This is a genomic window from Streptomyces sp. NPDC002133, from assembly GCF_040296405.1.
Lineage (GTDB): Bacteria > Actinomycetota > Actinomycetes > Streptomycetales > Streptomycetaceae > Streptomyces.
Map to the genome: position 1 here is coordinate 45,417 of NZ_JBEOXF010000042.1, position 24,446 is coordinate 69,862.

General features: G+C 69.3%; 26 protein-coding genes and 1 pseudogene. 9 read left to right on the forward strand and 18 right to left on the reverse strand.

The genetic code is table 11. The annotated features are described in order from the left end of the window. Positions 1-11 precede the first annotated feature (11 nt). Together ABT078_RS30030 and ABT078_RS30035 are read right to left on the reverse strand one after the other, a co-directional pair. Positions 12-794 carry a PDC sensor domain-containing protein gene (locus ABT078_RS30030; protein ID WP_351233177.1) on the reverse strand — a complete coding sequence of 261 codons (783 nt, stop codon included), beginning with the start codon at positions 792-794 and terminating at the stop codon, positions 12-14. After that, positions 748-1,566 carry a FadR/GntR family transcriptional regulator gene (locus ABT078_RS30035; protein ID WP_351233179.1) on the reverse strand — a complete coding sequence of 273 codons (819 nt, stop codon included), beginning with the start codon at positions 1,564-1,566 and terminating at the stop codon, positions 748-750. The genes ABT078_RS30030 and ABT078_RS30035 overlap by 47 nt, the downstream gene beginning before the upstream one ends. A gap of 233 nt (positions 1,567-1,799) precedes the next feature. Between ABT078_RS30035 and ABT078_RS30040 the strand changes: the two genes are divergently transcribed. The 4 genes from ABT078_RS30040 to ABT078_RS30055 all read left to right on the forward strand — a co-directional run bounded on the left by ABT078_RS30040 (position 1,800) and on the right by ABT078_RS30055 (position 5,959). Continuing rightward, on the forward strand, positions 1,800-2,846 hold the full coding sequence (locus ABT078_RS30040) for an ABC transporter ATP-binding protein (RefSeq protein ID WP_351233181.1): 1,047 nt from the start codon (positions 1,800-1,802) through the stop codon (positions 2,844-2,846). A 158-nt stretch (positions 2,847-3,004) separates the two neighbouring features. After that, entirely contained in the window at positions 3,005-4,210 is a 1,206-nt protein-coding gene (locus ABT078_RS30045; RefSeq protein ID WP_351233183.1) for an ABC transporter substrate-binding protein, read from the forward strand. Between the two features lie 8 nt (positions 4,211-4,218). Beyond that, a complete protein-coding gene (locus ABT078_RS30050; protein WP_351233185.1) occupies positions 4,219-5,103 on the forward strand; it encodes an ABC transporter permease in 885 nt (294 codons plus the stop codon). Between the two features lie 40 nt (positions 5,104-5,143). Beyond that, positions 5,144-5,959 (forward strand): ABC transporter permease, encoded by an 816-nt coding sequence (locus ABT078_RS30055; RefSeq protein ID WP_351233231.1) that lies wholly within the window; start codon positions 5,144-5,146, stop codon positions 5,957-5,959. A 20-nt stretch (positions 5,960-5,979) separates the two neighbouring features. Here the strand turns inward: ABT078_RS30055 and ABT078_RS30060 are convergent, their stop codons facing one another. Continuing rightward, on the reverse strand, positions 5,980-6,108 hold the full coding sequence (locus tag ABT078_RS30060) for a hypothetical protein (RefSeq protein ID WP_351233187.1): 129 nt from the start codon (positions 6,106-6,108) through the stop codon (positions 5,980-5,982). 235 nt (positions 6,109-6,343) lie between these two features. Then, on the reverse strand, positions 6,344-6,913 hold the full coding sequence (locus ABT078_RS30065; RefSeq protein ID WP_351233189.1) for a DinB family protein: 570 nt from the start codon (positions 6,911-6,913) through the stop codon (positions 6,344-6,346). Positions 6,914-7,491: 578 nt separating this feature from the next. On the opposite strand from ABT078_RS30065, the gene ABT078_RS30070 reads away from it, so the two are divergent. Together ABT078_RS30070 and ABT078_RS30075 are read left to right on the forward strand one after the other, a co-directional pair. Continuing rightward, positions 7,492-8,157, forward strand: coding sequence for a TetR/AcrR family transcriptional regulator (locus ABT078_RS30070; protein WP_351233191.1), 666 nt, complete (start codon positions 7,492-7,494; stop codon positions 8,155-8,157). 98 nt (positions 8,158-8,255) lie between these two features. Continuing rightward, entirely contained in the window at positions 8,256-9,308 is a 1,053-nt protein-coding gene (locus ABT078_RS30075) for a threonine aldolase family protein (protein ID WP_351233193.1), read from the forward strand. 486 nt (positions 9,309-9,794) lie between these two features. Here ABT078_RS30075 and ABT078_RS30080 read toward each other — a convergent pair whose 3' ends face one another. Then, a complete protein-coding gene (locus tag ABT078_RS30080; RefSeq protein WP_351233195.1) occupies positions 9,795-10,490 on the reverse strand; it encodes a CPBP family intramembrane glutamic endopeptidase in 696 nt (231 codons plus the stop codon). Between the two features lie 117 nt (positions 10,491-10,607). On the opposite strand from ABT078_RS30080, the gene ABT078_RS30085 reads away from it, so the two are divergent. After that, positions 10,608-10,940, forward strand: a complete 333-nt coding sequence (locus ABT078_RS30085; RefSeq protein ID WP_351233197.1) for a hypothetical protein — start codon at positions 10,608-10,610, stop codon at positions 10,938-10,940. A gap of 44 nt (positions 10,941-10,984) precedes the next feature. Continuing rightward, the gene (locus ABT078_RS30090) at positions 10,985-12,085 is read left to right on the forward strand and encodes an ADP-ribosylglycohydrolase family protein (protein WP_351233199.1); all 1,101 of its coding nucleotides are present in this window, start codon (positions 10,985-10,987) and stop codon (positions 12,083-12,085) included. A gap of 94 nt (positions 12,086-12,179) precedes the next feature. On the opposite strand, the gene ABT078_RS30095 is transcribed toward ABT078_RS30090, so the two are convergent. From ABT078_RS30095 to ABT078_RS30115, 5 genes and pseudogenes are all read right to left on the reverse strand, one after another. After that, positions 12,180-12,548, reverse strand: a complete 369-nt coding sequence (locus ABT078_RS30095; protein ID WP_351233201.1) for a hypothetical protein — start codon at positions 12,546-12,548, stop codon at positions 12,180-12,182. A gap of 108 nt (positions 12,549-12,656) precedes the next feature. Beyond that, a complete protein-coding gene (locus tag ABT078_RS30100; RefSeq protein WP_351233203.1) occupies positions 12,657-13,502 on the reverse strand; it encodes an IS5 family transposase in 846 nt (281 codons plus the stop codon). A gap of 172 nt (positions 13,503-13,674) precedes the next feature. Beyond that, on the reverse strand, positions 13,675-14,955 hold the full coding sequence (locus ABT078_RS30105; protein WP_351233205.1) for an RNA-guided endonuclease InsQ/TnpB family protein: 1,281 nt from the start codon (positions 14,953-14,955) through the stop codon (positions 13,675-13,677). A 175-nt stretch (positions 14,956-15,130) separates the two neighbouring features. Next, a pseudogene (locus ABT078_RS30110) lies at positions 15,131-15,464 on the reverse strand (transposase); the annotation flags it as partial. Positions 15,465-15,655: 191 nt separating this feature from the next. Then, complete coding sequence (locus ABT078_RS30115) at positions 15,656-16,585, reverse strand: NADP-dependent oxidoreductase (RefSeq protein WP_351233207.1); 930 nt, start codon at positions 16,583-16,585, stop codon at positions 15,656-15,658. 89 nt (positions 16,586-16,674) lie between these two features. Between ABT078_RS30115 and ABT078_RS30120 the strand changes: the two genes are divergently transcribed. Beyond that, entirely contained in the window at positions 16,675-17,610 is a 936-nt protein-coding gene (locus ABT078_RS30120; RefSeq protein WP_351233209.1) for an AraC family transcriptional regulator, read from the forward strand. 96 nt (positions 17,611-17,706) lie between these two features. On the opposite strand, the gene ABT078_RS30125 is transcribed toward ABT078_RS30120, so the two are convergent. The 8 genes from ABT078_RS30125 to ABT078_RS30160 all read right to left on the reverse strand — a co-directional run bounded on the left by ABT078_RS30125 (position 17,707) and on the right by ABT078_RS30160 (position 24,134). Then, complete coding sequence (locus tag ABT078_RS30125; RefSeq protein ID WP_351233211.1) at positions 17,707-18,057, reverse strand: hypothetical protein; 351 nt, start codon at positions 18,055-18,057, stop codon at positions 17,707-17,709. Positions 18,058-18,149: 92 nt separating this feature from the next. Next, positions 18,150-18,920: a hypothetical protein gene (locus ABT078_RS30130; protein WP_351233213.1), complete on the reverse strand. Its 771-nt coding sequence runs from the start codon at positions 18,918-18,920 to the stop codon at positions 18,150-18,152. A 31-nt stretch (positions 18,921-18,951) separates the two neighbouring features. Further along, on the reverse strand, positions 18,952-19,383 hold the full coding sequence (locus tag ABT078_RS30135; RefSeq protein WP_351233215.1) for a hypothetical protein: 432 nt from the start codon (positions 19,381-19,383) through the stop codon (positions 18,952-18,954). A gap of 72 nt (positions 19,384-19,455) precedes the next feature. After that, complete coding sequence (locus tag ABT078_RS30140) at positions 19,456-20,046, reverse strand: GTP-binding protein (RefSeq protein ID WP_351233217.1); 591 nt, start codon at positions 20,044-20,046, stop codon at positions 19,456-19,458. Further along, on the reverse strand, positions 20,033-20,398 hold the full coding sequence (locus tag ABT078_RS30145) for a DUF742 domain-containing protein (RefSeq protein WP_351233219.1): 366 nt from the start codon (positions 20,396-20,398) through the stop codon (positions 20,033-20,035). The genes ABT078_RS30140 and ABT078_RS30145 overlap by 14 nt, the downstream gene beginning before the upstream one ends. Then, complete coding sequence (locus tag ABT078_RS30150) at positions 20,391-20,801, reverse strand: roadblock/LC7 domain-containing protein (RefSeq protein ID WP_351233221.1); 411 nt, start codon at positions 20,799-20,801, stop codon at positions 20,391-20,393. The genes ABT078_RS30145 and ABT078_RS30150 overlap by 8 nt, the downstream gene beginning before the upstream one ends. Beyond that, on the reverse strand, positions 20,798-23,119 hold the full coding sequence (locus ABT078_RS30155; protein ID WP_351233223.1) for a sensor histidine kinase: 2,322 nt from the start codon (positions 23,117-23,119) through the stop codon (positions 20,798-20,800). The genes ABT078_RS30150 and ABT078_RS30155 overlap by 4 nt, the downstream gene beginning before the upstream one ends. 559 nt (positions 23,120-23,678) lie before the next feature. Continuing rightward, complete coding sequence (locus ABT078_RS30160) at positions 23,679-24,134, reverse strand: pyridoxamine 5'-phosphate oxidase family protein (RefSeq protein ID WP_351233225.1); 456 nt, start codon at positions 24,132-24,134, stop codon at positions 23,679-23,681. Positions 24,135-24,446: the final 312 nt, after the last annotated feature.

The window sequence follows — 24,446 nt, forward strand, 5'->3', positions numbered from 1 at the left end:
TGCCGGACCGGTCACCCGGCTGCCGTGACGAGGAGCAGGGGAACTCCGTCGCACGGGTAGAGGCGCAGGCCGTCGTGGACGGTGGGGTGCTGCGGGCCGGCGGGGAGGGCGGCGAAGGCGGCGCTCCTGGTGAGGGAACCGGCGAGGTGGCGCGGGTCGGTCGAGGCGGCGACGCGTCCGCGCGCGTTGACGAGCCGGGCGGGAGCGGTCAGCCGCTGGAGGAGGGGCAGTACGGCGGCTTCGAAGTTCCGCAGGTAGACATCGGCGGCGGCGACGCCCACGAAGCGGTCTTCGACGGTCACGGGTGCGGAGAGGGTGAGGCTGTACTCGTCGGAGCAGAGGTAGTCCACATAGGGTCCCGCGACCGCTCGCCGGCCGGTGTCCCTCGGCAGCGTGAACCAGTCCCAGTGGGTGTAGTCCGAGTACGCGGAGTGCTGCGGATCGAGGTCGGGCACGAGTGGACGGACGTCGCCGTTCCCATCGGTCTGCCACCACTCCAGCCAGGCCGACACATCGGCGAGCAGCCCGGGTACGGCGACGAACCCGATCCCCGAGACCAGGTCGTACCGGCCGAGCCGCTCGTGCAGACCGGGCCGTAGGGGGGCGAGGTCGGCGGAGACGGGCCGGCGCCCCTGCGCCGACACCGAGCAGAGGAGCGCCTGGGTCTCGGCGCACGTCCGGCTCACGGCATCGAAGACGCCTTCGAGGGCGTCACGGATTCCGACGGCCACGTCGGCGGCCGTTTCGTCAGGAGCGGCCTTTGCCGCGCTCACGAGACGGGGACTGCTGGCCATGGGAGCCCTCCTCGGGACGGAGACGGCGCGCACTGCCGACGGAGCCGAGACGGAGTCCGATCAGGCGGGTGAGTGATGCCTGCACGCATTGCTCTGCCAGGGCTCTGGCACGCTCGCCCGCACCATCTTGCACGGCGGAGATTACATCGCGGTGACGATCGGTCACCTCCACCAGATATCCATCATCGCCAAGGATGAGGCACATCAGCGCGCCCACCTCGGTCTGGATGGAGACCTCTTCGCGCGTCAACCGGGCGGACTGGGCGGCAGCGGCCAGTTCCACGTGGAAGCGTGAGCAGATCCGGCTGCGGGCCGTCGACTCGCCGGCGTCGATCAGCTCGTCCAGGGTCCTGCGCAGGGGCTGCAGGTCGTCCGGTTCGGTGCGCTCGGCGGCGAGCCGGGCGGCGGCTCCCGAGACCGCGGCCCAGTGGTCGGCGAGATCGCGCAGTTCCTCGGTGCTCCAGTCGGCCAGCCGGGCGCGCAGCCGCTCCTCCGTCGGCCCGTCGGGCACGGTGACGAAGCTTCCGCCGCCGCGGCCCCTGCGCGTGGTGACCAGTCCCTGCTGGCGCAGGGCCATCAGTGCCTCGCGCAAGGTCACGGTGGATACGCCGAGTTGGGCTGCGAGATCGGTCTCGCCCGGCAGTTGTTCGCCGTCGGCCAGCAGTCCGAGTTCGATGGCGTCACCGAGGCGGCGCACCACGGCGTCCACCCGTGCCTGGGTGTCGACAGGTGTGAAGACGGCCCTGCGGACGTCTGCTTTGTCTCGGTTCACGACCACCACCTTGCGGATTGACTCAGGCTTTACCTTAAGGGGGTCTTGAGCTTTGAACCATGACTTCATATGTTTTCGCGCACCGGCAGTGCCGGACCCCGACACGGGGCGGCGCCGGGCAGCCACGCCGGTCCTCAACGTCGATACCCGCCCTCGTCCGTGAACGCCCTTGCCGACACAGCCAATAGGCCGAACACGCCATCCGACGACCGCAGCAGAAAGGTCCCCCGCTCATGGAGGGAATGACGATCCGGCTCCGGAACCTGCGCAAGGCATACGGCCGGACAGAAGCGGTGGCCGGCGTCGACCTGGACATCGCGGACGGCGAGTTCTTCTCGATGCTGGGCCCCTCCGGCTCGGGAAAGACCACGGTGCTCCGGATGATCGCCGGGTTCGAGTCCCCCACCGGCGGCACCGTCGAGCTCGCCGGCTCCGACGTCACCCGCCTCGCGCCCTTCGAGCGGGACGTGCACACCGTCTTCCAGGACTACGCGCTCTTCCCGCACATGACGGTGGAGCAGAACGTCGCCTACAGCCTCAAGGTCCGCAAGGTACCGAAGGCCACGCGTCTGGAGCAGGCCCGCGAGGCGCTGGCCCGCGTACGGCTCGAAGACCTCGGCAGCCGCCGCCCGTCCCACCTTTCCGGAGGCCAGCGCCAACGCGTGGCACTGGCCCGCGCCCTGGTCGGCCGCCCGAAGGTGCTGCTGCTCGACGAGCCGCTCGGCGCCCTCGACCTCAAGCTGCGCGAGCAGATGCAGGTCGAACTCAAGGCGATGCAGCGCGAGGTCGGCATCACCTTCGTCTTCGTCACGCACGACCAGGAGGAGGCGCTGACGATGAGCGACCGGATCGCGGTCTTCAACAAGGGCCGCGTGGAACAGGTCGGTACTCCGGCCGAGATCTACGAACGACCTGCCACTCCCTTCGTCGCCGGCTTCGTCGGTACGTCGAACCTGCTGACCGGCCCCGCCGCCGAGCAGGTGGTGGGCACGGCCGGCACCTACAGCATCCGCCCGGAGAAGATCCGCGTCCTCAAGGAGTCGGCCATCGCCGACGAACCGGAGCATTCCACGGCCGTCGGCACCGTCGCGGAGGCCGTCTACCTCGGGGACGCGACCCGCTTCCTGGTGGATCTGGACGCGGGCGGGCGCCTCACCGCACTGCAGCAGAACCTCGAGACCTCGTCCGAGGACGTCGCCGCCTTCCGGGGCTCCCGGGTGCGGCTCCACTGGCACAACCGCCACAACTTCCGGGTGCCCGACGCGAAGCAGCCGAACTGAGCCGCTTGGCCGCGGCCCTTGTGCGCTCCCCGCCCCTCCCCGCTCCTCCCCGCTCCTCCCCTTCCCTCCCCGCTCTTCCCCGCTCCTCCCCTTCCCTTCCACTCCTCTGCTGGTCCCCGTTCCCCCACTCCGTCCCTACCTCACGTGTGGAGATGCTCGTGCGCCTGAACCGATCGCTGATGGCCACCACCGCCGCCGGCTCCCTGCTCCTCCTGACCGCCTGCGGCTCCTCCGACAGCCCCAAGGGCGGCGCCCCCGGCGGCAGCGGCTTCACCCCGCCGAAGCTCAGCGCCCAGAAGTCGCTCGGCACGTCCGAGGGCCAGGTGAACCTGATCGCCTGGGCCGGGTACGCCGAGGACGGCTCCAACGACCCGAAGGTCGACTGGGTCACCGAGTTCGAGAAGCAGAGCGGATGCCAGGTCAACACGAAGACCGCAGGCACCTCGGACGAGATGGTCAGCCTGATGAAGACCGGGCAGTACGACGCGGTCTCCGCCTCCGGTGACGCGGGTCTGCGACTGATCGCGTCCGGAGACGCCGTACCGGTCAACACCGATCTCGTGCCCCACTACAAGGACGTGTTCTCCGGGCTCAAAAACAAGCAGTGGAACACCGTCAACGATGTCCCGTACGGCATCCCGCACGGCCGCGGCGCCAACGTGCTGATGTACAACAAGGAGAAGGTGACCCCGGCCCCGACCTCGTGGTCCGTGGTGTTCGACAAGGCCTCGCCGTACAAGGGCAAGGTCACTGCGTACGACTCCCCCATCTACATCGCCGACGCCGCCCTGTACCTCATGAAGACCAAGCCCGAGCTCGGCATCAAGAACCCCTACGCACTGGACCAGAAGCAGTTCGACGCCTCCGTCGCCCTGCTGAAGGAGCAGAACGCCAACATCGGCGAGTACTGGAGCGACTACCTCAAGGAGATCTCCGCGTTCAAGAGCGGCGACTCCGTGGTCGGCACCAGCTGGCAGGTGATCGTCAACGCCGCCAAGGCCGAGAAGGCCCCGGTCGACGCGGTGCTGCCCGAGGAAGGCGCCACCGGCTGGTCGGACACCTGGATGGTCTCCGCCAAGGCCAAGAACCCCAACTGTGCCTACCGGTGGCTGGACTGGATCGTCTCCCCGAAGGCGAACGCGCAGGTCGCCGAGTACTTCGGTGAAGCGCCCGCCAACTCCAAGGCCTGCGCCCTGACCGCGGACAAGAACCACTGCGCCACCTTCCACGCGCAGGACGAGGCGTACTGGAAGAACGTCCACTTCTGGACGACTCCCATCGCCCAGTGCATCGACGGCCGCACGGACACGAAGTGCGTGCCCTACACGAAGTGGGTCCAGGCCTGGACCGAGATCAAGGGCTGAGCACACACATGACGCAGACCGCGCCGGCCGCCGGATTCGTCCGGCGGCTCGCCGGGACCCTGCATCGCCGTTCCCGGTTGCAGCTGTCCCTGCTCCTCTCCGCGCCACTGGCCTGGCTCGTCCTGGCCTACCTCGGTTCGCTGACCGCGCTGTTCATGTCCGCGTTCTGGACCACGGACTCGTTCACCTCGAATGTGGTGAAGGTCTGGTCGACCGACAACTTCACCGCCCTGCTCACCACCGACGTCTACCGGCAGGTCGCCCTGCGCAGTGTCGGCGTCGCCCTGGCGGTCACCGCGATCTGCGTGGTGATCGCCTTCCCGATCGCCTTCTACACGGCCCGTATCGCCCGGCCCCGGTGGCGGCCCCTGCTGGTCGTCGCGATCCTCACCCCGCTGTGGGCGAGCTACCTGGTCAAGGCCTATGCCTGGCGGCTCATCCTCGCCGAGGGCGGTCTGCTGGAATGGGCGCTGGGGCCGTTCGGCCTGGACGGCCCCGGCTACGGACTGACCGCCACCATCATGGTGCTGACCTATCTGTGGCTGCCGTACATGATCCTGCCGATCCACGCCGGACTCGAGCAGCTTCCCGCGAGCCTGCTGGACGCGTCCTCGGACCTCGGCGCCCGCACCGGGCGGACCCTGACGTCCGTGGTCCTGCCGATGATCCTGCCGTCCGTCGCGGCCGGCTCGGTCTTCACCTTCTCGCTCAGCCTCGGCGACTACATCGCCGTCCAGATCGTCGGCGGGAAGACCCAGCTCATCGGCAATCTCATCTACTCCAACATCACGCTGGACCTGCCGCTGGCCGCCGCACTGGGCACCGTACCGGTGGTGGTCATCGTCCTGTACCTGCTGGCGGTACGGCGCACCGGAGCACTGAGCAGCCTTTGACCACATGTCCCTCGACCACACGCAGAGCGAAGGCCCACCGATGAACCTCTCCCGCCCCGCGCGCATCACCCTGCGCATCACCGCAGGGCTCGGCTTCGCGGTCATCTACATCCCGCTGCTGCTGGTCCTGATCAACTCCCTCAATCCGGACCGCAGTTCCGGCTGGCCTCCGCCCGGACTCACCTTCGACTGGTGGACGGCCGCCTGGCACAGTGCCGGGGCCCGGGAAGCACTGTGGACCTCGGTCAAGGCGGGCCTCGGCGCCACCGCCATCGCGCTGGTGCTCGGGACGCTGATCGCCTTCGCCGTCCAGCGCTACCGCTTCTTCGGCCGGGAGGCCATCTCCTTCGTGGTCGTGCTGCCGATCGCGCTGCCCGGCATCGTCACCGGTGTCGCGCTCAACACCGCGTTCCGTACGGTGCTCGAACCGCTGGGCGTGGGCCTCGGCATGTTCACCGTGGTCGTCGGGCACGCCACCTTCTGCATCGTGGTGGTCTTCAACAACGTGGCCGCCCGGCTGCGCCGGATGTCCGCCTCCTACGAGGAAGCCGCCATGGACCTGGGCGCCCACACCTTCCGCGCCTTCCGGGACGTCACCTTCCCCATGGTGCGCTCCGCGCTGGTGGCGGGTGCGCTCCTGGCTTTCGCGCTCTCCTTCGACGAGATCGTGGTCACCACCTTCACGGCAGGGCCCGGGGTGCAGACGCTTCCGGTCTGGATCTTCTCCAACATGGCCCGCCCCCAGCAGGCTCCGGTGGTCAACGTCGTGGCCGCCGTGCTCGTGCTGCTGTCGATCATCCCGATCTACGTGGCCCAGCGTCTGTCGAGCGACACGGCCTCGGGCAGCAGGATCTGAGGAACTGTGGGGCGTGGCGGTCAGCTGCCCCACGAGCGGCCGACCGCCCACGCCGGCCCGTAGCCGACGCTGTTGAGGGCGCGCTGCAGCGCCATCGGCGGGACCAGGCTCCCGGAGCGGCGGCGCAGCTCGCAGGACAGCGTGCCCACGAGCACGGTGCCTACGCGCTGCGACGGATAGTTGGACGGACAACACGGTGGCTCGCCCAGCGCCCGCCCCGCTTGCCGGACCTCACCAGATGCGGCTACGGCCGAGCCCATTCCTCATGCGTCGGATCGCCCCGCCCGATGCCCGAGTCAACAATGCGAGCAGGGGCCCGTCACTTCTGGGGCTGTCACGTGGCGGTGCCGAGCTGGTGAGGGTGGGCGTGGTGTCCGGTCCTCGTCACTGGCCCACCCTTCCGTCGACGCACTCGCGCAGCAGGTCGGCGTGCCCGCAGTGACGGGCATACTCCTCGATCCTGTGCACCATCAGCTCCCGGATTGCGATCTTGTCGTTCCCCACACGCTCGCCCAGATCCGGGTGCTCGGCCAGTGCGGCGTCGGTCGCCGCCTGCTCACGCTCCAGATCGGAGTACGCGGCGTCGACCATGGCCTGCTCGGCGACAGCTCCCTCGAAGTCCGCGTCCTTCGCGCCGTACAGCTTCGGCAGGGGGTCACCGTCGCCGAGCCAGTTGCGCCAGTCCCGTTCCACCTCGGCGAGGTGCCGGACCAGGCCGAGCAGCGACATCGTCGACGGCGGAACCGACCGACGGGCCAACTGCCCCGCATCCAGGCCCTCGCACTTCATCCGCAGGGTCATGCGGTAACCCGTCAGGAAGTCCTGCAGCGTCGCAAGCTCGCCGTCCGGGCTGACACCTTCCTTGTTGCGGGGGTCGTCGTCCGGGTCGGCCCACATGTCGGGGTAGACGCTTGCCTGGGTCCATCGTGCGGGTTGATCACTCATATGTTGCATGGTGATCTACGACGGCCCAAGTCCGCTACTGAGTTCATCACCCTGAGGTGACGCCATGGCGGCGTCAGGAAAGGCGCCGGTCTCGGCGACTCGGCCCTCCGGCAGTGATCCGCCGGACGGCCCTGGCCTCGCTGTTTCGCTCGGGTGTGGCGGTTGTCGAGGCGGAGACGCGAAAGCGCCGTCCTGACCTGGGACGATGAACCTTGGCGAGGCTCTTGCGGTCTGGCCGTGCTGCGGGACCGGGCCGCATCCCCTCCCGCGACGTCGGCGTCAACGCCGTCCGAGTCGAACTCGGCCTCGCCTCGGCGGTCCCGCGCCCGTGGGACTCGTCGCCGGAAAGGCGCGCCGGGCGCTTTCGCGCACCGGTCGCCCGTGCCGGCCGGAAATCCCCGACCGGCACCGGCGACCCGCGCGGGACCGGAGCCCGACCGGCTCCGGGTGACCGGGCGGACACGACGAGAGATCCGCGGCGGACGGCGACGGCGTTGATGTCGCCGACCGGCCGTGGACGTACGCGGCGAGGGCGTCGGCACAACGGGCACCTCAGGTTCGATACAACGTATCGTACGATGACTCGTATGCCGCGTCACTCGCCCGCCCTGGATCGTGCGACCCCCGAACGTATCGCCGAGACCGCCCTCCTCCTGGTCGACGAGGGCGGCCCCGAGGCGCTGACCTTCCGTGCGTTGGCCGCGCGGCTGGACATCTCCCTCGCCTCTCTTCAGCGCCGCTGCACCGACCTGGCCGGGCTGCTGGACCTCTGCACCGACCACCTGGCCGCCCGCCTTCCCGACGTCGGGCCGGACACCGACTGGGCCACGGCCACCGAGACGCGCTTCAGCGCGCTGTTCCGGCTGCTCGCCGCCCACCCCGGGCTGCTCGCCCTGCGGGGGACGCGCCCATGGCTCGGCCCCCATCTGCTGGCCCGCCTGGTGGAGCCGCAGCTCGCCGACAGCCTCGCGGCCGGTATGACCCCCGAGGAGGCGATCACCGCGTACCGCCGGATGTACCTCCTCACGCTCGGCGGCGCGAGCTTCGTCGATCACCGCGAGCCCAAGGCCGCCCAGACCGCCACCCGCACCGCGCTGGCCGCCCTCGACCCGCAGGACTTCCCGGCGCTGACCCGTCACCTCGCCGCGATCGTGCCCACCGTGACCGACGACGAGGTCTACTACGGCGGCCTGCGCCAGCTGATCCACGCCGCCGACCCGGCGCGGACGACGACCGAGGGGAACCGCCGGTGAACGCAGTCCCTCACCTGTGCCGCAACGGCACCGATCAGGCGGACAGCACCGCCGCCCTGGCCCCTCCCACCCTCAACGGACAGCGAGGATCATCACCCATGAGCACCCCCACCCCCACGGCACGCATCTTCAGCAGCGACAACGTCGCCGGCGCCCCGCCGGAGATCATCGACGCCATAGCCCGGGCGGCCGCCGGCCAGGCCAAGCCGTACGGCGCCGACACCATCACCGGCGATGTCCGGCGCAAGCTGTGCGAGATCTTCGAGTGCGACGTCGACGTGCTGCTGGTCTCCACCGGCTCCGCCGCGAACGCGCTGAGCCTGGCCGCGCTGACCCCACCGTGGGGAAGCGTGCTGTGCCATCGCGACAGTCACATCAACAACGACGAGTGCGGGGCGCCCGAGTTCTACACCGCGGGAGCCAAGCTCGTCCCGCTCAGCGGTGACGACGCCAAAATCGACCCCGACGAGCTGCGCACGGCCGTGCGGTACAAGTCCGGGGACGTGCACAGCGTGGAGCCCTCGGTGGTCAGCGTCACCCAGGCCACCGAGACGGGTGCCGTCTACTCCCTCGACGAGCTCCACACCCTCGGCAGCATCACCAAAGAGGCCGGCCTGCGCCTGCACATGGACGGCGCACGTTTCGCAGGGGCCGTCGCCTCCCTCGGCTGCACCCCCGCCGAGATGACCTGGCGGGCCGGGGTCGACCTGCTGTCCTTCGGAGCCACCAAGAACGGCACGATGACCGCCGACGCGATCGTCGTCTTCGACCGCTCCCTCACCGCCGAACTCTCCTTCCGCACCAAGCGCGCCGGCCAGCTCGCCGCCAAGATGCGCTTCCACGCCGCCCAATTGGACGCGTATCTGACCGACGGCCTGTGGCTGCGCAACGCGACCCACGCCAACACCATGGCCGCCCGCCTCCAGGAGGGCCTGAAGGCCATGCCCGAGGTCGACCTGCTCGGCGCCGCCGACGCCAACATCCTCTTCTGCCGTCTGCCCCGGCAGATCATCGACAGGCTCCTGGCCGACGGCTATGTCTTCTACCACGACCGATGGGAGCCGGGCGTCGTCCGCCTCGTCACCTCCTTCGCCACCACCCCGCAGGACGTCGACGACCTGCTTCGTGCCGTGCGCCGACACACCGCCTGATCACGGACAGGCCGACAGGTCAACGCCTACCGCGGCAGCGCCATCCTGTACCGGCGTACGCGGTTCCCGCTGCCACCCGGCGGCCGGTACGCAACGGTTGCCGTGTCGGACCGTCCTATGGCACGTGATCGAGCGGAACCCGCCGGTTCCCGGGACGATGATGCCGAGGCATGGCGGGGCACTGCCGCCGCAACCGGTGGAGAAGAGGCGGTTCGGTGACCACCTCGTAGCCGCCTCGCCGACGATGGCCCACCCCAAGGCAGCCGCCGACGCGGAGAGGCAGGGGCGGATTCCGTCCCCGCCTCTTCGGCGGGTCGGCAGCGGAGGTCTGCGGTATCTGCGCGACAAGCCTCGCGCCGAGGATCTCCCTGCCTCGTCCCACGCGCAGCGCTGGGGTCTGTCCGGCGGATCATGGGCGTACCCAGAGCCGGATCAAGGCGACGGTGTCGGTGCCGGGGAAGGTGCAGGCGCTCTCGGACGCCCCGTTCAGCTGCCCCACGAGCGGCCGACCGCCCACGCCAGCGCGTAGCCGACGCTGTTGAGGGCGCAGTGCAGCGCCATCGGCGGGATCAGGCTCCCGGACCGGCGGCGCAGCTCGCAGAACACCACACCCGCAAGCGCGGTACCCAGGACCGCAGCGGTCACCGACAGCGCGACGCCGGTCGTGCCCGTACCGAAGAGCGTCTCGACGGCGGCGTTCGATCCGGTGAGCCCCCGGGACGGCTGGATGTGCCACAGTCCGAACATCGCCGAAGAGACGGCGGTGGCCCAAGCGGCGCCCCATCGCCGTCGCATCATGGCCCACAGGACACCCCGGAAGGCGATCTCCTCCAGCAGCACGGTCCCGAACGGCACCCGCACGAGCACCCGGTACACGAGCTGTCCGGCCGACAGCTCCGCGGCCCGCTCGTCGTGGAACGCCTCACGGGTGAGGGGCAACGCCAGTCCGACCGCGTAGACGAGAAGAACGGCCCCGACCAGGACGAGCCCCCAGCGCAGGCCCCGCCGTGCCGAGGAACGGCCGAGCCCCAGCTCTTCCCAGGTGATCCCGGACCGCCGGGCGATCAGCACGAGCACGGCGGCCGTGACGACGCAGACGGGTACGTACAGCCCGGGCCCGAGCCGGTTCACGAGCACATTCGCGGCCGCGAGCACCACGACGGCCAGGATGAGCATCCGCATGGACACAGCAGAATGTCCGATTCCTGACCCAAGCCATGGGCAACGCGCCGCCCGGCCGCGCATGCCGAGAGATACAGTGGCATGCACACGGCAACGTCATTCAGGAGCGGGCAGAGCGTGAAAGGGATCAGCAGGCCGCGATGGCTACGGCTGTTCTGGATCGTGGTCATGGTGGCCGGCGCTGCCGGATGGGCGGCCACGGAGTTTCTCCACAACACGACCCCCACAGGACGGGCCCCATCGCCGTACGCCACCCAGGACACCGTGCCGTGCGGTCCCGCAGCCGCCAACGGGTGCGGCAGGCCGGCGGAGAACTGCGCCGAGCTCATCGAGCATCACCGGCGGGCCCAGAGCGCGGACCCCGACCCGAAAAAGTTCACCGCGGTGATCTGCAGCGATGGCGAACAGGCCCGGCACCCGCCTGCACCGCACACGGCCCTCACGCCATAGGGTCACATCGCCCGCTCCGGCAACCCGACAGAAAGCGCACCGCCTTGACCGACAGGAACAAGCATCAGGACAAGGTTCTCCGTGGACACACCGCGTCCGGGCTCCGCGGGATGCTGATCGGCATGGCGCTGGGAGAGTCCATGGGCGCGGCACGCGGGGCCTTGCCGGACACCGGTCCGCTGCGCGCCGGCGTCTGCACCCAGCTGGCCTGCTTCACCGCCGAGGGCTCCATCCGCGCCCTGGTCCGCAGTGAACACAAGGGCATCTGTCATCCGCCGTCGGTGCTCTGGCACGCCTACAGCCGCTGGGCGACGCTTCAGGGCATCGAGGCCGACCGCATGAGGGCCCGCTGGGGCGAATCCAAGGGCGACGCATGGCCGGACGGCTGGCTCGCGCAGGTACCGGCGCTCGCCGAGCGGCGCGGATCGGCACCGGCCACGGTGCAGGCGCTGTCCGCCATCGAACAGGGCACGGTGGACAAGCCCACGACCGCCAGCCGAGGGTGGCACGCGGTGGGCCGCACCCTGCCCCTGGCCGGGCTCGGCACTGCGGAGGCCGTCCGCCAGTGGGACAAGCACGCGCGCGACATCGCCGCCCTCACCCACGGCGACCCGACAGCCCAGTCGGCCGCGGCCCACGCGACCGTACTCACCCGGCACTGCCTCACCGGCGACGCCGTGAGGGACGCGCTGAAGGCCGGGCTCTCCACCCTCCACACGACCGACGGCACGATCGCCGACGCCGAACACGCCCGCATCGCCACCGCACTTGCCGAGGCCGTCGAACACCCGGCGGACCCGGCGCGCCTGGCGCGCCTCGCCCCTGATGCCACCGCGCCCTCGGCCCTCCTCGGCGGCCTCTACACCGCGGCCTCCTTCCCCGACCATGCCGACGTGCACGCCGCGCTGCGCTTCGCGGCCGCGGCGCCCGACGGCGAGTCGGTCGCGTGCGTGACCGGCGCAGTGCTCGGCGCGACCCACGGCATCGAGGCCCTGCCCCTGAACCTGGTCAGCCGCCATGAACTGACCTGGGTCCTCGACACCCTGGCCCGCGATCTCCTCGCCGAGGTGTCGGACGCCCCCAGCGGCAGCGAGTACGTCCAGGGCTGGGACCCGCACTGGTGGAGCCGCTACCCCGGGTGGTGACGCCGGTTCCTCACCTCATCACGTCCTCACTGCCTTACGTGGTCTAGGCCGTTTTGTTTGGATCACCGGAACATGGCCTGCTGTCCAGGCCGAATCAAAGCGGTTCGTCAGGGGCCTGATGCGCGTCCGAGAAGCTTGTGAGCAGGGCCCGTACCCCGATCGTGGTGACAGCCGCGACCATCAGCAGGGCGACCACCAGGATCCAGAAGCCGAGACTTTGCCCGTGCCAGAGCGCAATCCCAGCCCCAATGACGGCACCTACGGGCAGGCCCAGAGTGGGACGCCAGTCCATCGTGCGAACGACCGGGTAGAAGCCCCCGAACACAGCGAACACGCTGATCATGGTCGCGGCGAAGTACGTCCCTGATCCCGGCGCCGCGGCACAGCGGTTGAGGCCGTCCGGACATCCGGAGTGCTCCACCAGACCGGAGACACCCCACGCGAGTGCGGCTACGGTCACCACGAACGCAGTGAAGCCGGCCCATTTAAGGATCATGCAAAGAACTTAGTTCAACCAGCCTGTTCGGGTGCCAAGTTCGACGGATTTCCGCGACGGCCTGGGGCAGTTAAATCAGCGGGCGGACCAGAGAAAGATTCCGGCGATGTGGAGTCCGGCCAGGTAGATGGTTGCGGTCTTCTCGTAGCGGGTGGCTATGCCGCGCCACTGCTTCAGACGGTTGATGCACCGCTCCACGGTGTTGCGCTGCTTGTAGGTCTCGCGGTCGAAGGCCGGTGGCCTGCCGCCTCGGCTGCCGCGCCGCAGCCGGTGACCGTGCTGATCCGCCGGGACGGGGATCACCGCCCGGATACCGCGATTGCGCAGGTGTTCGCGGATCGCGCGCGAAGAGTACGCCTTGTCGGCCAGGACCACGTCCGGTCTGGTATGAGGCCGTCCTCGCTGACGGGGAACGCGCAGGCGGCCCATCACGTCTGGGAAGGCAGGCGCGTCACCGGCCTGGCCCGCGGTGAGGACGAAGGCCAGGGGCCGACAACGGCCGTCGGCAGCGAGGTGGATCTTCGTGGTCAGTCCGCCGCGGGACCGACCGATGGCGTGGTCGTCCGGCTCGCCGATCGACCCCCCTTTTTTGCGGGCCCCAGCGGCGTGCTGGTGGGCGCGCACAATCGTGGTGTCCACCGAGACAGCCCAGTTGAGATCCTTGTCGGCGTCGGCCTGGGCCATCAGCGCCGTGAACACCCGCTCCCAAGTGCCGTCGACGGCCCACATCCGCAGCCGGTTGTAAACGCCCCGCCAATTGCCGTACTTCGTCGGCAAGTGCACCCACTGCGTTCCGGTCTGGAACTTGAAGGCGATCGCATCGATCATCTCCCGGTGATCCCGCCACCGGCCGCCCCGTTTCGGCGACCGATCCGGGAGCAGCGGCTCGATCCGCGCCCACTGCGCATCAGTCAACGGCACACCCGGACCAACGACCTACCGATCCAAACGAAACCGCCTAGCCGTCTCCCTCGATCAGAGCGAGACGGCTACGCCGTTGAACGTCGTCTCGGGCGTCTGGGGCGAGGTGAAGCGCGCGTTGACGAGTTGAAGCGCTCTCCTCCCTTCGCAAGCTCAGGAAGGAGATTCCGCCCTATCTTGCGATGGGAGGCTTGACGCGACGAGCGCGCCTGACGACTGCTCTTCCAGCAGCCGGGATCGCCACGAGGCCGATCCGGTACAGGTGCAAGATGTTCCGGGCTGCGTTGTGGTCGGCGTTGCCGAACCAGCCGCAATCGGGGTTCTTGCACACGAACGTGGCCTGATCTTCCCGGCTGCCGGGCGTGGTGAAACCGCACGCTGAGCAGCGCTGGGAGGTGCCGGGGGCGGGGACCTTGACCAGGGTGCCGCCGTGCTGGGCGGTCTTGTACGTCAGCATCGTGACCGTGCGGTTCCACGCCTGGGATGCGATGGAGCGGTTCAGACCGGTCTTCTGTGCGACGTTCTTCCCCGGCTCTTCGACGGTGCCCCGAGCCGACTTGACCATGCTCGTGATGGTGAGTGCTTCGACCACGACCGTGCCGTAGGTGCGGGCGATGGTGGTGGTCGCCTGGTGCTGCCAGTTTGCTGCTCGTCGCTTGGCTTTCGCTCGGAGCCGGGCGATCTGGTCATAGGTGTGGTGCAGGCGACGCGAGGTGCGCTCCCCTGCCTTGCGGTGCTGTTTGCGCTGGGCGGCGCGCTGCTCCAGGCGCAGGAGCTTGGTCTTCTCCTTCTTTGTCAGCCACTCGCCGTGCTCGAACGTGGTTCCGTCCGAGAGAGCGAGCGGGACCGTGACGCCCACGTCGATTCCGACGTCCGGCCCCTGGTGGGGCTCGGGCGGGGGCTCCTGGGTCATCACGCGGAAGGCGATGTGCCAGCCGAGCGCGTCTTTGATGAGCCGGGCGCCGGTGATCCGGTTGTCCGTGTCGGCGTGCTTGCCGACGGGGAGATCTTTGGTCCACCGGAAGCGGACACGGCCGATCTTGGGCAGGTTGACCATGCCCCAGCGGCGGTGCACGCGCGTGATGTTCAGGTCGCGGCCCTGCGGCACGTCCACGCTCATCACGGACCGGAACCGGCCCTTGAACGTCGGGGCGTCCGCTCGGCCCTCCCAGCAGTTCTTCCATGCCTGGAAGTACGTCTTCAACACCGCCTGCGCGGCCTGCGCGGGGAGGACGGCGAGGTAATCGAGATCCTTGCGGGCCTGGCGTATCGCGGCGTCCGCGTTCGCCAGGGTCCGCTTGTCCTTCGGCATCATCTGCCACCAGGCGTGCAGCAGGTTCCACATCGTGCGGGCCGCGTATGCCTGGGCTTCGGCCGTCGACACCTCGGCAGGCGACAGCACAAGTCGGGCCCGGTGCCCCAACTTCCGCTTGGCCAGAGTGCCTTGACTCACGACCGCAAGCCTATCATTTGGTTCATGTCACCAAGTGTCTCTCAATAATGGGCAACTGGTCGGGAGGTCGTGATGGGCGGGATCGGTCGTGGTCGCCCGGTCAGCGCCTGTGGGGCCGATGAACGGGTCGGTCGGAGCGGGATTTCGGCCCGCTGAGGCCGGTGTGGCCGACTGGTCAGCCGGTTATGGCGAGGCCGGCCGTCCCCGCGTGTCGGAAGATCTTGCGGAGGTTGTGGCAGGCGGCAAGCAGGCGCCACTCTCCTCGGGCGTCGTCTTCGCCTCGGAGGAGGAGTTGGCGGCCGTTGTGGCAGGTCATGATCTGGCCGAAGATGGGTTCGCCGATCGCTTTGCGGCGGCTGTAGGCGGCCTTGCCGGGTTTTGGTCCGCAGCTTGCGGGCCATGCGTTCCTTGAGTGTGGCGTTCGCCGGGATGCGTCCGCGGGGTGCGGGTGGGACCTGTTCGTCGTGGGCCAGGCGGCCGGTGGCCATGAACGTGTTGGTGTCGCAGGCTCGACCGGCTCGACCTCGCACAGCCCATCCTCGCCACGCACACCGCATCATCCCGCATCATCCCGCATCAATGATCACGAACTGCACGCGGGTGTCTGCGTACTCGCCAAAGTGCTCGGCCAGGTACGCGGGAAACGTGCCCACAGGGAAATGGGCATGGAGGCTGAGGGCAAGGTCCGGCCGTCGGCGGCTCAGGGAAGGATGATGACCTTGCCTCGGATCCGGCCGGCCTCGCTGAGGCGGTGAATGGCGCCGAGGTCGGCCAGTGGGCGTGACTCGCTGATGTCGATGGTGACCACGCCCGCGTCGATGAGCTCGACCAGCGCCGCCAGATGCTCCACATCATTGCGGGCGACCATGTGCATCGCAGTCACCGTGGCATCGGCAGGCGGCTCGATCGGGGTGGCGATCGAGACGATCCGCCCGCCCGGCCGTACCAGCGGCGCCAGAGCTGCGGCGTCCGGCGGGCTCAGCGGGACCAGGTTGAGCAGCGTGTCCACCGGGCCGTCGAGCGCGGAAACCACCGGCGTGGCGGTGTAGTCGATCACTTGGTCCGCCCCCTGCCGCCGGACCGCCTCGGCGCTGCGTGCGCCTCCCGTGGCGATCACCTCGGCTCCCGCGTACTTGGCGAGCTGCGTCACGAAGCCACCGACGCCACCGCCCGCACCGTTGACCAGTACGCGCTGACCGGCGGCTACCTGCCCGTACTCGAACACCGCCTGCCACGCCGTGAGACCGGCCACGGGAAGGGCCGCAGCGTTCGCAAGAGGGATGGAAGCGGGAGCTGCGACAAGCGTGGCCACGGGCGCCCGTACGTACTCGGCGGCCGCACCCGCGCTGTCGAGCTGCCCGATGACCCGGTCGCCGACGGTGAACCCCTCCGCACCCGCGCCGATCTCGGCGACCGTGCCGGCGACGTCCCATCCGAGCGTGTAGGGCAGGTCCAAGGGAAAGAACGCCCGCAGCAGTCCGCCCCGCAACGCGGCCTCGGTGGGGTTGAACGAGGTCGCGGCGACACGGATGAGCACTTCACCTGATGCAGGCTGAGGGCGCGCAACGTCGTCGTAGCGGATCACGGACGGGTCGCCGTACTCGTGGATACGTGCAGTCTTCATCTTCATGCCGCGAATCTACGACCGCACTCGGAGACGATCCATGCGGCAGAGTGCCCAGTTCATACGCGTACGTCTCGCCCGCGTAGTCTCACCGCATGGATGTGCTCAGTGATGTCATCGCGGTGATGCGAACCGGCCGGCCTCGGTCCGCGCTCGTGCGGTGGCATGCCCCGTGGGGGCAGGAGTTCGCCTCCGTACCGGGGTCGGCGGGCTGTCAGGTGATCCTGCAGGGCTCCTGCTGGCTACTCCCTCCAGACGCAGAGCCGGTCCCGCTGGGCGTGGGCGACGTGGTGTTCCTGCCCCACGGCAGTGGGCACACCCTGGCCGACAGGCCCAAGACCCTGGCGACGGCCCCTGCCTGCGGCCCCGACGACCCCCGATTGTCCGAGCCCTACGCGTCGGACAGCGTCGACCGGACCGGAGACAGCGGTCCGGTCACCGTCGTGCTCTGCGGGGCCTACCAGCTCGACCCGTCCCGCACCCACCCGCTGCTGCGCGACCTGCCTGACCGGATCCACCTCCCCGCGCACCCGGATCGCCACCCGGAACTGCGCTCGGCCGTGGGGCTACTGGCCGCCGAACTGGAGCACCCGCGCCTCGGCACGGACGCGGCCGTCCCCGCGCTCCTGGACACACTGCTGCTGTACATCCTGCGCATCTGGTTCAATGAACAGCCCGCCCGGGGCAACACCACCGGCTGGGCCGCCGCGCTCAACGACCCGCCGGTCACCGCCGCCCTCCACGCCATCCACCGGGCCCCGGCGGCACCGTGGACAGTGGCGAAACTCGCCGCAGAAGCCGGGCTTTCCCGCGCACCGTTCGCCAGGCGCTTCGCCACACTGATCGGCCAACCACCCCTCAGCTACCTGACCTGGTGGCGGATGACCACGGCCGCGCGCCTGCTGCGGGCATCGGACGCGCCATTGAAATCCGTCGCCGCCCAGGTGGGCTACGCCTCCGAGTTCGCCTTCGCCAACGCGTTCAAGCGCACGCACGGGACAGCCCCCGGCACGTTCAGACGGCGGAGCTGAATCCGGTGCAGGCATCCTGGGCATTGCTCAGCTGTACGTGAGTGGGCACATCCGGGTGCACTCCGGCAGCGGGTAGCCGGTTACTGAGACACGCTCCTAGCGGTAGGCGATCAGGAAGGCGGCAAGCCATCCCGTGAGCAGCACCAGCATTCCTGACGACCAGTAGCGTCTGGTGCGCGGGGACGGCAGGAAGACCCCGCCGACGGCCATGACCCAGCCGATGGGTACCACTCCCAGCACCAGGAGTCGCACCGTCCAGTGGGTGAGAGCGTCGCATCGCGCGACGAACACGTGGACGGTCTCGCAGTGGGTGCCGTCCAGGCCCATGATCAGCCCGTGCAGGGCCACCACAAGGGCCAGCAGTGTGGCTGTCAGCCCACCCAGCACCCGAAGCGCGATCGATGCCGCGCGTCGGTCACGCCCAGTGGGCGATCGACTGTCCGTCATGACCGCAAGGTAGGGGCAGCGGGCTGACTGCGCATCCGTACAGGTACTCAGCCGCATGGACGGAAATCGTCAATGTCCAGCAGCACACGGGCTCACGTCACCCGGAGGTCCGGCTCCAGGGAGACCGCGACGAGCCGGTCGCTGAAAGGCCCGGTGTCACCCTCCTCCGCCCCCGCGGCGCGGTACGCGCGGATCGCCGGGTCGGACAGGGTGAGGGTCATCACCGGGCAGTCCGCGGCGTCGTTGGTGTGCTCGGGCGTGCACGAGATCACGTCGTCCATGGTGCGACTGGGGCAGATCGCCTCGGCCGGCACGTTCACGTCGAGGCGCAGCTCCTTGCCGGGCGCGACCCGGAAGCGGCCGGACGGCGGCACCTCGACGGGCTTGGCCCTGTAGCCGCTGCCGACGACCGTCGCGGTGAGTCCTCGGGCGCTCGCGCGGCGGCCTTCGCCGTGCGGGCCGTAGAGGTCGACGGTCACCCGGCCCTTGGCCACGGGTGCGTCGAGCTCCAGGGGCCGATCGCCGGTGTTGATCACCACCTGGACGGTGAAGGTCGGTTCGCCTGCCGCCTTCGGACCGGGGTCGTGGACGCCCCAGCTGGCGAACGCGAGCTGGGGGTCGCGATCGCGTTCGCCTGCGCCATGTGGCGCCGGGCGTGGCCCGTCGTCCGACCCGCACTTCGACAGCTGGGCCGTGCCACCGCCCGGAAGCGCCCGATCGACCAACGGCTCTGCGGGGGCGAGGCGTTCGTTGTGGGGCCACAGAGACGTCACCGACGGAAGCATGAGCAGCACCACAAGCGCCAGGAGGGTGCCGACGGGCAGGGACAGCAGTAGCCAGGAACGCGGGGAGATGCGGGTCACGCTTGTTACAGCGCAGTGGACGGCAAGATCGTCACGCGGGGGGCGGCGTGGGCGGCGTCGGAGCGTTGTCCGAGAGGTCGGGGACGGTCTCGACGGTGCCCTGGTGCCGGGCGTGTTCCGCGGCGAGGACGGCGAGGTGACTGGCCAGGGAGTCCCGCGGACCCGATGTGATCCGGTCGGGATTGCCGGTGGCCACGGCTTCGACGAAGGCGTCCTTGAGCCCGGCGTCGCCGCCTCCGTGGCCGCCCGCGGCGGTCATGTCCCCGTACTCGTCGGGCGTGATGGCCTCCTCGCTGCGGTTGAGGAAGTCGTAGACCCGGAGGTTCGTGCCGTCGCCGGAGAGTTCGCCGTGGGTGCCGAAAATCCGCGTCCTGCGGTTGGCGGCCTCGGTGAATGCGGTGATGGTGAATGTGGCGGTCGGGCCGTCGGCGAACTCCATGGACACCACCTGGTGATCGACCACGTCGTTGTTGCAGGGCCCGGGTGCGCAGGCGACCTCTCGGTAGTGTGGCCGTGGTGGTGTCGGTGGCCCCCGTCAGGCGGGCGCCGTCGTGCCTGCCTTGGCGATCAGTGTGTCGAGGAGTGAGAGCAGGGCTCCGCGCACGTCTTCACGGGAGCGGGCGTCGAGCATGAGGACGGGTGTGTCCGGGTCGCCCAGGTGCAGCGCCGCCCTGATCTCCTCGGCGCTGTAGGACTGTTCGCCGTGGAAGCAGTTCACCCCGACCACGAACGGAAGCCCGCGGCTCTCGAAGAAGTCGACGGCCGGGAAACTGCGGTCGAGGCGCCGCGTGTCGACCAGCACGATCGCCCCGAGAGCCCCGTTCAGCAGGTCGTCCCACATGAACCAGAAGCGCTCCTGGCCCGGTGTACCGAATAGGTAGAGGACGACACCGGCATCGGTGAGGGTGATGCGGCCGAAATCCATCGCCACCGTGGTGACGGCCTTGGATTCGATCCCCTCGAGGTCGTCGACGCCGACGCCGGCGGCCGTCAGCCGCTCCTCCGTCCGCAGGGGCTCGATCTCGGAGATGGTCTCGACCAGGGTCGTCTTGCCGACGCCGAATCCCCCGGCGATCAAGATCTTGACGGGGGCCGCGTCCTGGGCAGAGGTGTCATATCCGGGCAAGGTTGTCCCTGATTCTCATGAGCACGTGGACATTGGTGGTCTCGGCCTCTTCCAGGGGCGACCTGTGCCGGATCAGCCCGCGGTCCTCCAGTTCGCCGAGAAGGAGGATCATGGGAGTGAGTCGCATGTGCATCCGGGCCGCGATCTCGGCAACTGCCCGGCCGTTCGGCGGCGTACACATGGACAGGACGGCCTGCCACTCGCTGGGCAGGCCGTCGCAGGCATCCGTGGAAACCACCGACGTGACCGTGGTGTCCATGGTCAGCGCGGTGTGGGAAGCGGTTGTACGCCCATCGGTCAGGGCGTACAACCGCGTCCGGCGGCGGCCTCCGTGGTGCGGTGCGTCAGCCATGACGACTGGGCGACTCGGTTCGCTCGGGCGTGCCCAGCCATTCACCGAGCGCCTGCGCGGTCCGTACGGCCTCGCCGCCCAGTTCCCCCAGCCGTGCCTTGCGGGAGGTCACGACGATCAGGGTGCTCCCCTCCCCGCATCCGACGATGCAGAGATACCTGTCGTCCATCTCGACCAGTTGGCGGATCACCCGGCCGCCTTCGACCTCTCTGGATATGGCCTTCATCGTGGACGCGATTCCGGAGGACGCCGCGGCGATGCGCTCCCCCTCCGGCCGGTCCAGCATGTAGGCGTTGAGCATCATCCCGTCGTTGGAGAGCAGCACGGCTCCCTTGATGCCGGCGATCCTGCTCAGGTTGTTGTCCAGGACGCTGTAGATCATGTCGTTGGATGTCGTCGTCATCGCTGATCCTGTCGGAGCTGTTCTTCCACCATTTGGGTCCCCTGTTCGTAGTCCGCCCAGGCGTCGGCCACCTCTTCGGGGGTCGATTCGTCCTGCACGACCACCGACTCGGGCGCGTGCCGCGGCTCACGGAGCTGCTCGACCATGTGGGTCCGCGGAACGCGTTCGGGGAGGGCCGGACGCGTGTCACCGTCCCGTGCGGCGGCGCGAACGGGCTGCGCCGTGTCCTGCGGCCGCTCGTGCGTCGGACGGATCGGCAGCCCGGACCCCTTGTGCAGCACCAGCTCGGCCTTGCCGTCACTGGGCCCGCCCGGTGCAGGGGCGGACTGCACGCGATCGGGTTGTACGGGAACGGGCTGCGCAGGAGCGGGCTGCACGGCAGCGGGCTCGTGCGACGGCTGCCGCGGCGCGCGTGCCGGTCCCGGTTCGCTCTCGGTCGGCACGAGAAGTTCCTTGGGAAGGATCACCACGGCCGACGTCCCTCCGAACACCGACCTGCGGAGCGTGACCGTGGCCCCGAGCTGGTCGGCGAGGTGGCCGACCACGAAGAGTCCCAGCCGGTGGGCGTTCTCCGCCAGGACGGCGTACGGCGGGGCCGAGTGCAGGCGTCCGTTCATCTCCTCGTAGCTCGCGAGGGTGACCCGCGGGCCGCGGTCCTCGATCTCGATCGACAACCCGTCGGCCACGAGCTCGGCACGGATGACGACCTTCGACCGCGGCGGGGAGAACCGGGTCGCGTTGTCGAGCAGTTCGGCCAGGAGGTGGCTGGTCTGACTGATCACGGGAGCTTCCACACTGATCTCGTCCAGCGCCTGTCGCTCGATCCGCCGGAAGTCCTCGACCTCCGCGGCTGCTTCGCGCAGCAGATCGGCGATGCGCATGGGTTCGGTGTGGGGGTCGGGGATCTCGCCGCCCGCCAGGATGAGCAGGTTCTCGATCTGGCGACGCATACCCACCGTCAGCTGGTCGGCGCGCATCAACTGGGCCAGAAGTGCTTCGTCGTGGCCGAAGGAGTCCTGGAGGTCCTCGGTGAGGCTCAGCTGCCGGCTGACCAGGTTTCCGGTGCGTGAGGCGATGCCCGCGGCGAACATGCCGAAGCCGTGCCGCTCGGCCGCGAGCTGCCTGTGACCTTCGACGGACACGGCCACGACACGCGCGAACGCATCACTGATACGGCCCACTTCGTCCTGTTCTCCGCGGACCCTGGGCAGCGCCTCGGCGTCGACGGGCCGACCGCGCTGCAGTCGGTCGACGACCTCCGGCAGCGTTTCCTCCGCAATGGTCACCGTGCGCTCGTGGAGTCGGCGCAGGCGGCGCAGCACCGAACGCGTGGTGAACACGACGATGACCACGACCACCAGCAGTGCGCCGGCGCTTCCCGTGATCAGCCAGGCGACCTCTGCCTCGAGCTCCGCGGCCCGCGCGTCGGCCTGCGCGAGCAGCCCCCGGGACCGGTCGGCATTCAGAGTGCTCAGCTGCGGACCCCACTTCACGTGTGCGGCCCGCCAGTCGTCGACCGTCCGGGGCAGCTTCACGCCGTCGTCGCCGGCCGAGTGCTCGGCCAGGACCGCGTTCTCGATGCGGATCTTGGTCTGCCAGCCGTCCGAGCCGACGATCTGCAGGTAGAGGTCGTTCTCCGCTTCCGGCAGATACGGTGCGATCGACGTGTCGTACAGGTACCGCTGGGCTCCGACGGTGTTGACGAATTCCGCGAACCGGGAGGTGGTCAACTCCCTGGACGACCCGGCCTGCGCGAGGATCATGGCCTCCTGGGAGACCATCTCGGAGGCCGCGAACATGGCGACGACCACACGACTCTCATGGGTGATCCGGCTGTCCTCGGTCTGGCTCAGCTCGTCCTGGTAGAAGCGGATCATCTGACCGATCAGGCCGCTGTAGTACGCGAGCGTACTGTTGGCGTCTCCGGTGCCGCCGTCCGTACGCTCGCGGTAGGCGTCCAGGTCGTCGAGGCCTTCCGTGACCTCCAGCAGGCGGCGGTCCGCCTCCTCGGACACCGTGCTCACGGTGCCCGCCGCGTGGCGGGCCGCGGCCGCGGCCCGGTCCGTGGCGGCACGCTGTTTCTGCACAGCGCCTTCGGACACGGACGAGCCCGCCCAGCGCGCTGCGGTCATCGTCCGCTCGGTCTGCATCTCGACCATGAGCCTGTACAGGGGCACACCGATCCGCTCACCGGACTCCACGTCGGCGCGCAGATGCGCGGCCTGCTCCAGCAACCGGTTCGCGGTCACGGTGGATTGGGCGCCCATCGCCACTACAGGGGCCACAGCCAGCCAGATGAGAAGCGTGCGCAGGCGCACGGTGCGCAGCCGACGAGTCCTCGAGGGGCCTCGCGACCCTGTGGGTTCCATGGGAGACATCAGTCCTCGGGAGCGGAGCAGCCTGGAGAGACCACCGACCGGGCAGGGCGCAGCTCCTGGGGTGGAGCTGGGGACGCTCGTTCCGGTTTCGGTGGAACCTGAGAGACGCCGATCATAACCAGCCACACATAGAAAACGAGAGGTTGTGCTAGTGATCAACTACGTGCTATTGGCCGCAAAATGTATCGCAGATCAGAGCCCTGACGGAATCAACTGGTAGGCATTCGACCGGAATCCAGCAGAGTGCACCTTATCCACCGATCAGGCCGCCTCGAGCCCATCCAGACCGGCCCCACCATCGGGAGCGAGCGGCGCAGGGGATACAGGCGGTGACCACCCCGACGAAGGGCGCGACCATGCCGGTCTGTTCGGGTCGGCGAGGTCTGCCGTGATGCCGTGACGGGCCAGGCATCGCCTCCGCCGTCGCCGTCCCGCACGCGCCGCTGGTGGCGTCGTTCCCGGCCGGTCGCACAGACCGTCCAACACGGCTGTCGAGACCTCACCCCAGCCAGCGGCCGTCCTTCATGAGATCGCGCCCGGCGATCTCATTGACCTCGCGCCAGGCCTGGATCCAGACGGGCGTGATACGGAAGTACGGGTAGGACGACCGGATGTCGCGCGGCTCGAAGCCGGTCTTGGCAGCGAACGCATCCCCTTCCCCATCGCCGAGATCCGCAACCTCGACCGTCGTGGAAGTGCCCTCCACGAGGACGACGTCCCGCGTGCCCCCGAACGCCAGCCGCGCCCGCCCGTTGGCGTCCAGGTTGCGGGCGGTGGGGTTGCCACGTGCGGTCGAGAGGAGGAACGTCTCGCCGTCCCAGAGGAACGACAGCGGCACCAGACACGGCACACCCGTACCGTCCGCCGTCGACACCCAGACGTCCACATCGGTCTCGAACCGTGTGAGCGTGTCCTTGCGGCGTTCATCGAAGGTACGCGGCGCGTCGAGTGTCATGTGTCTGCTCCCATCGGACTCGGGGCCAAGGCGCGCGCCCCTGGGTGAAGTCTCCCGTGACCGGCAGTCGGCCGATCGGGCGGATCCGACGGATTCTGCCCGATGAATCGCGGCTGCGGCGGGAGTCTGGGTTTCGAGCACACGCGCGAGGAGGCGGACCGATGACCGACCTGCACGACGTCCTCGACAAGCACGTCAGCAGCGGATCGCTGCCGGGCGCGGTGAGCGGCGAGCGTTCGCGGGCTGCACGCACGCAGAGAGCGGTGGACGATGTGACGGCACGACGTTCGCCGCGGACCGCAGGGACCAGGC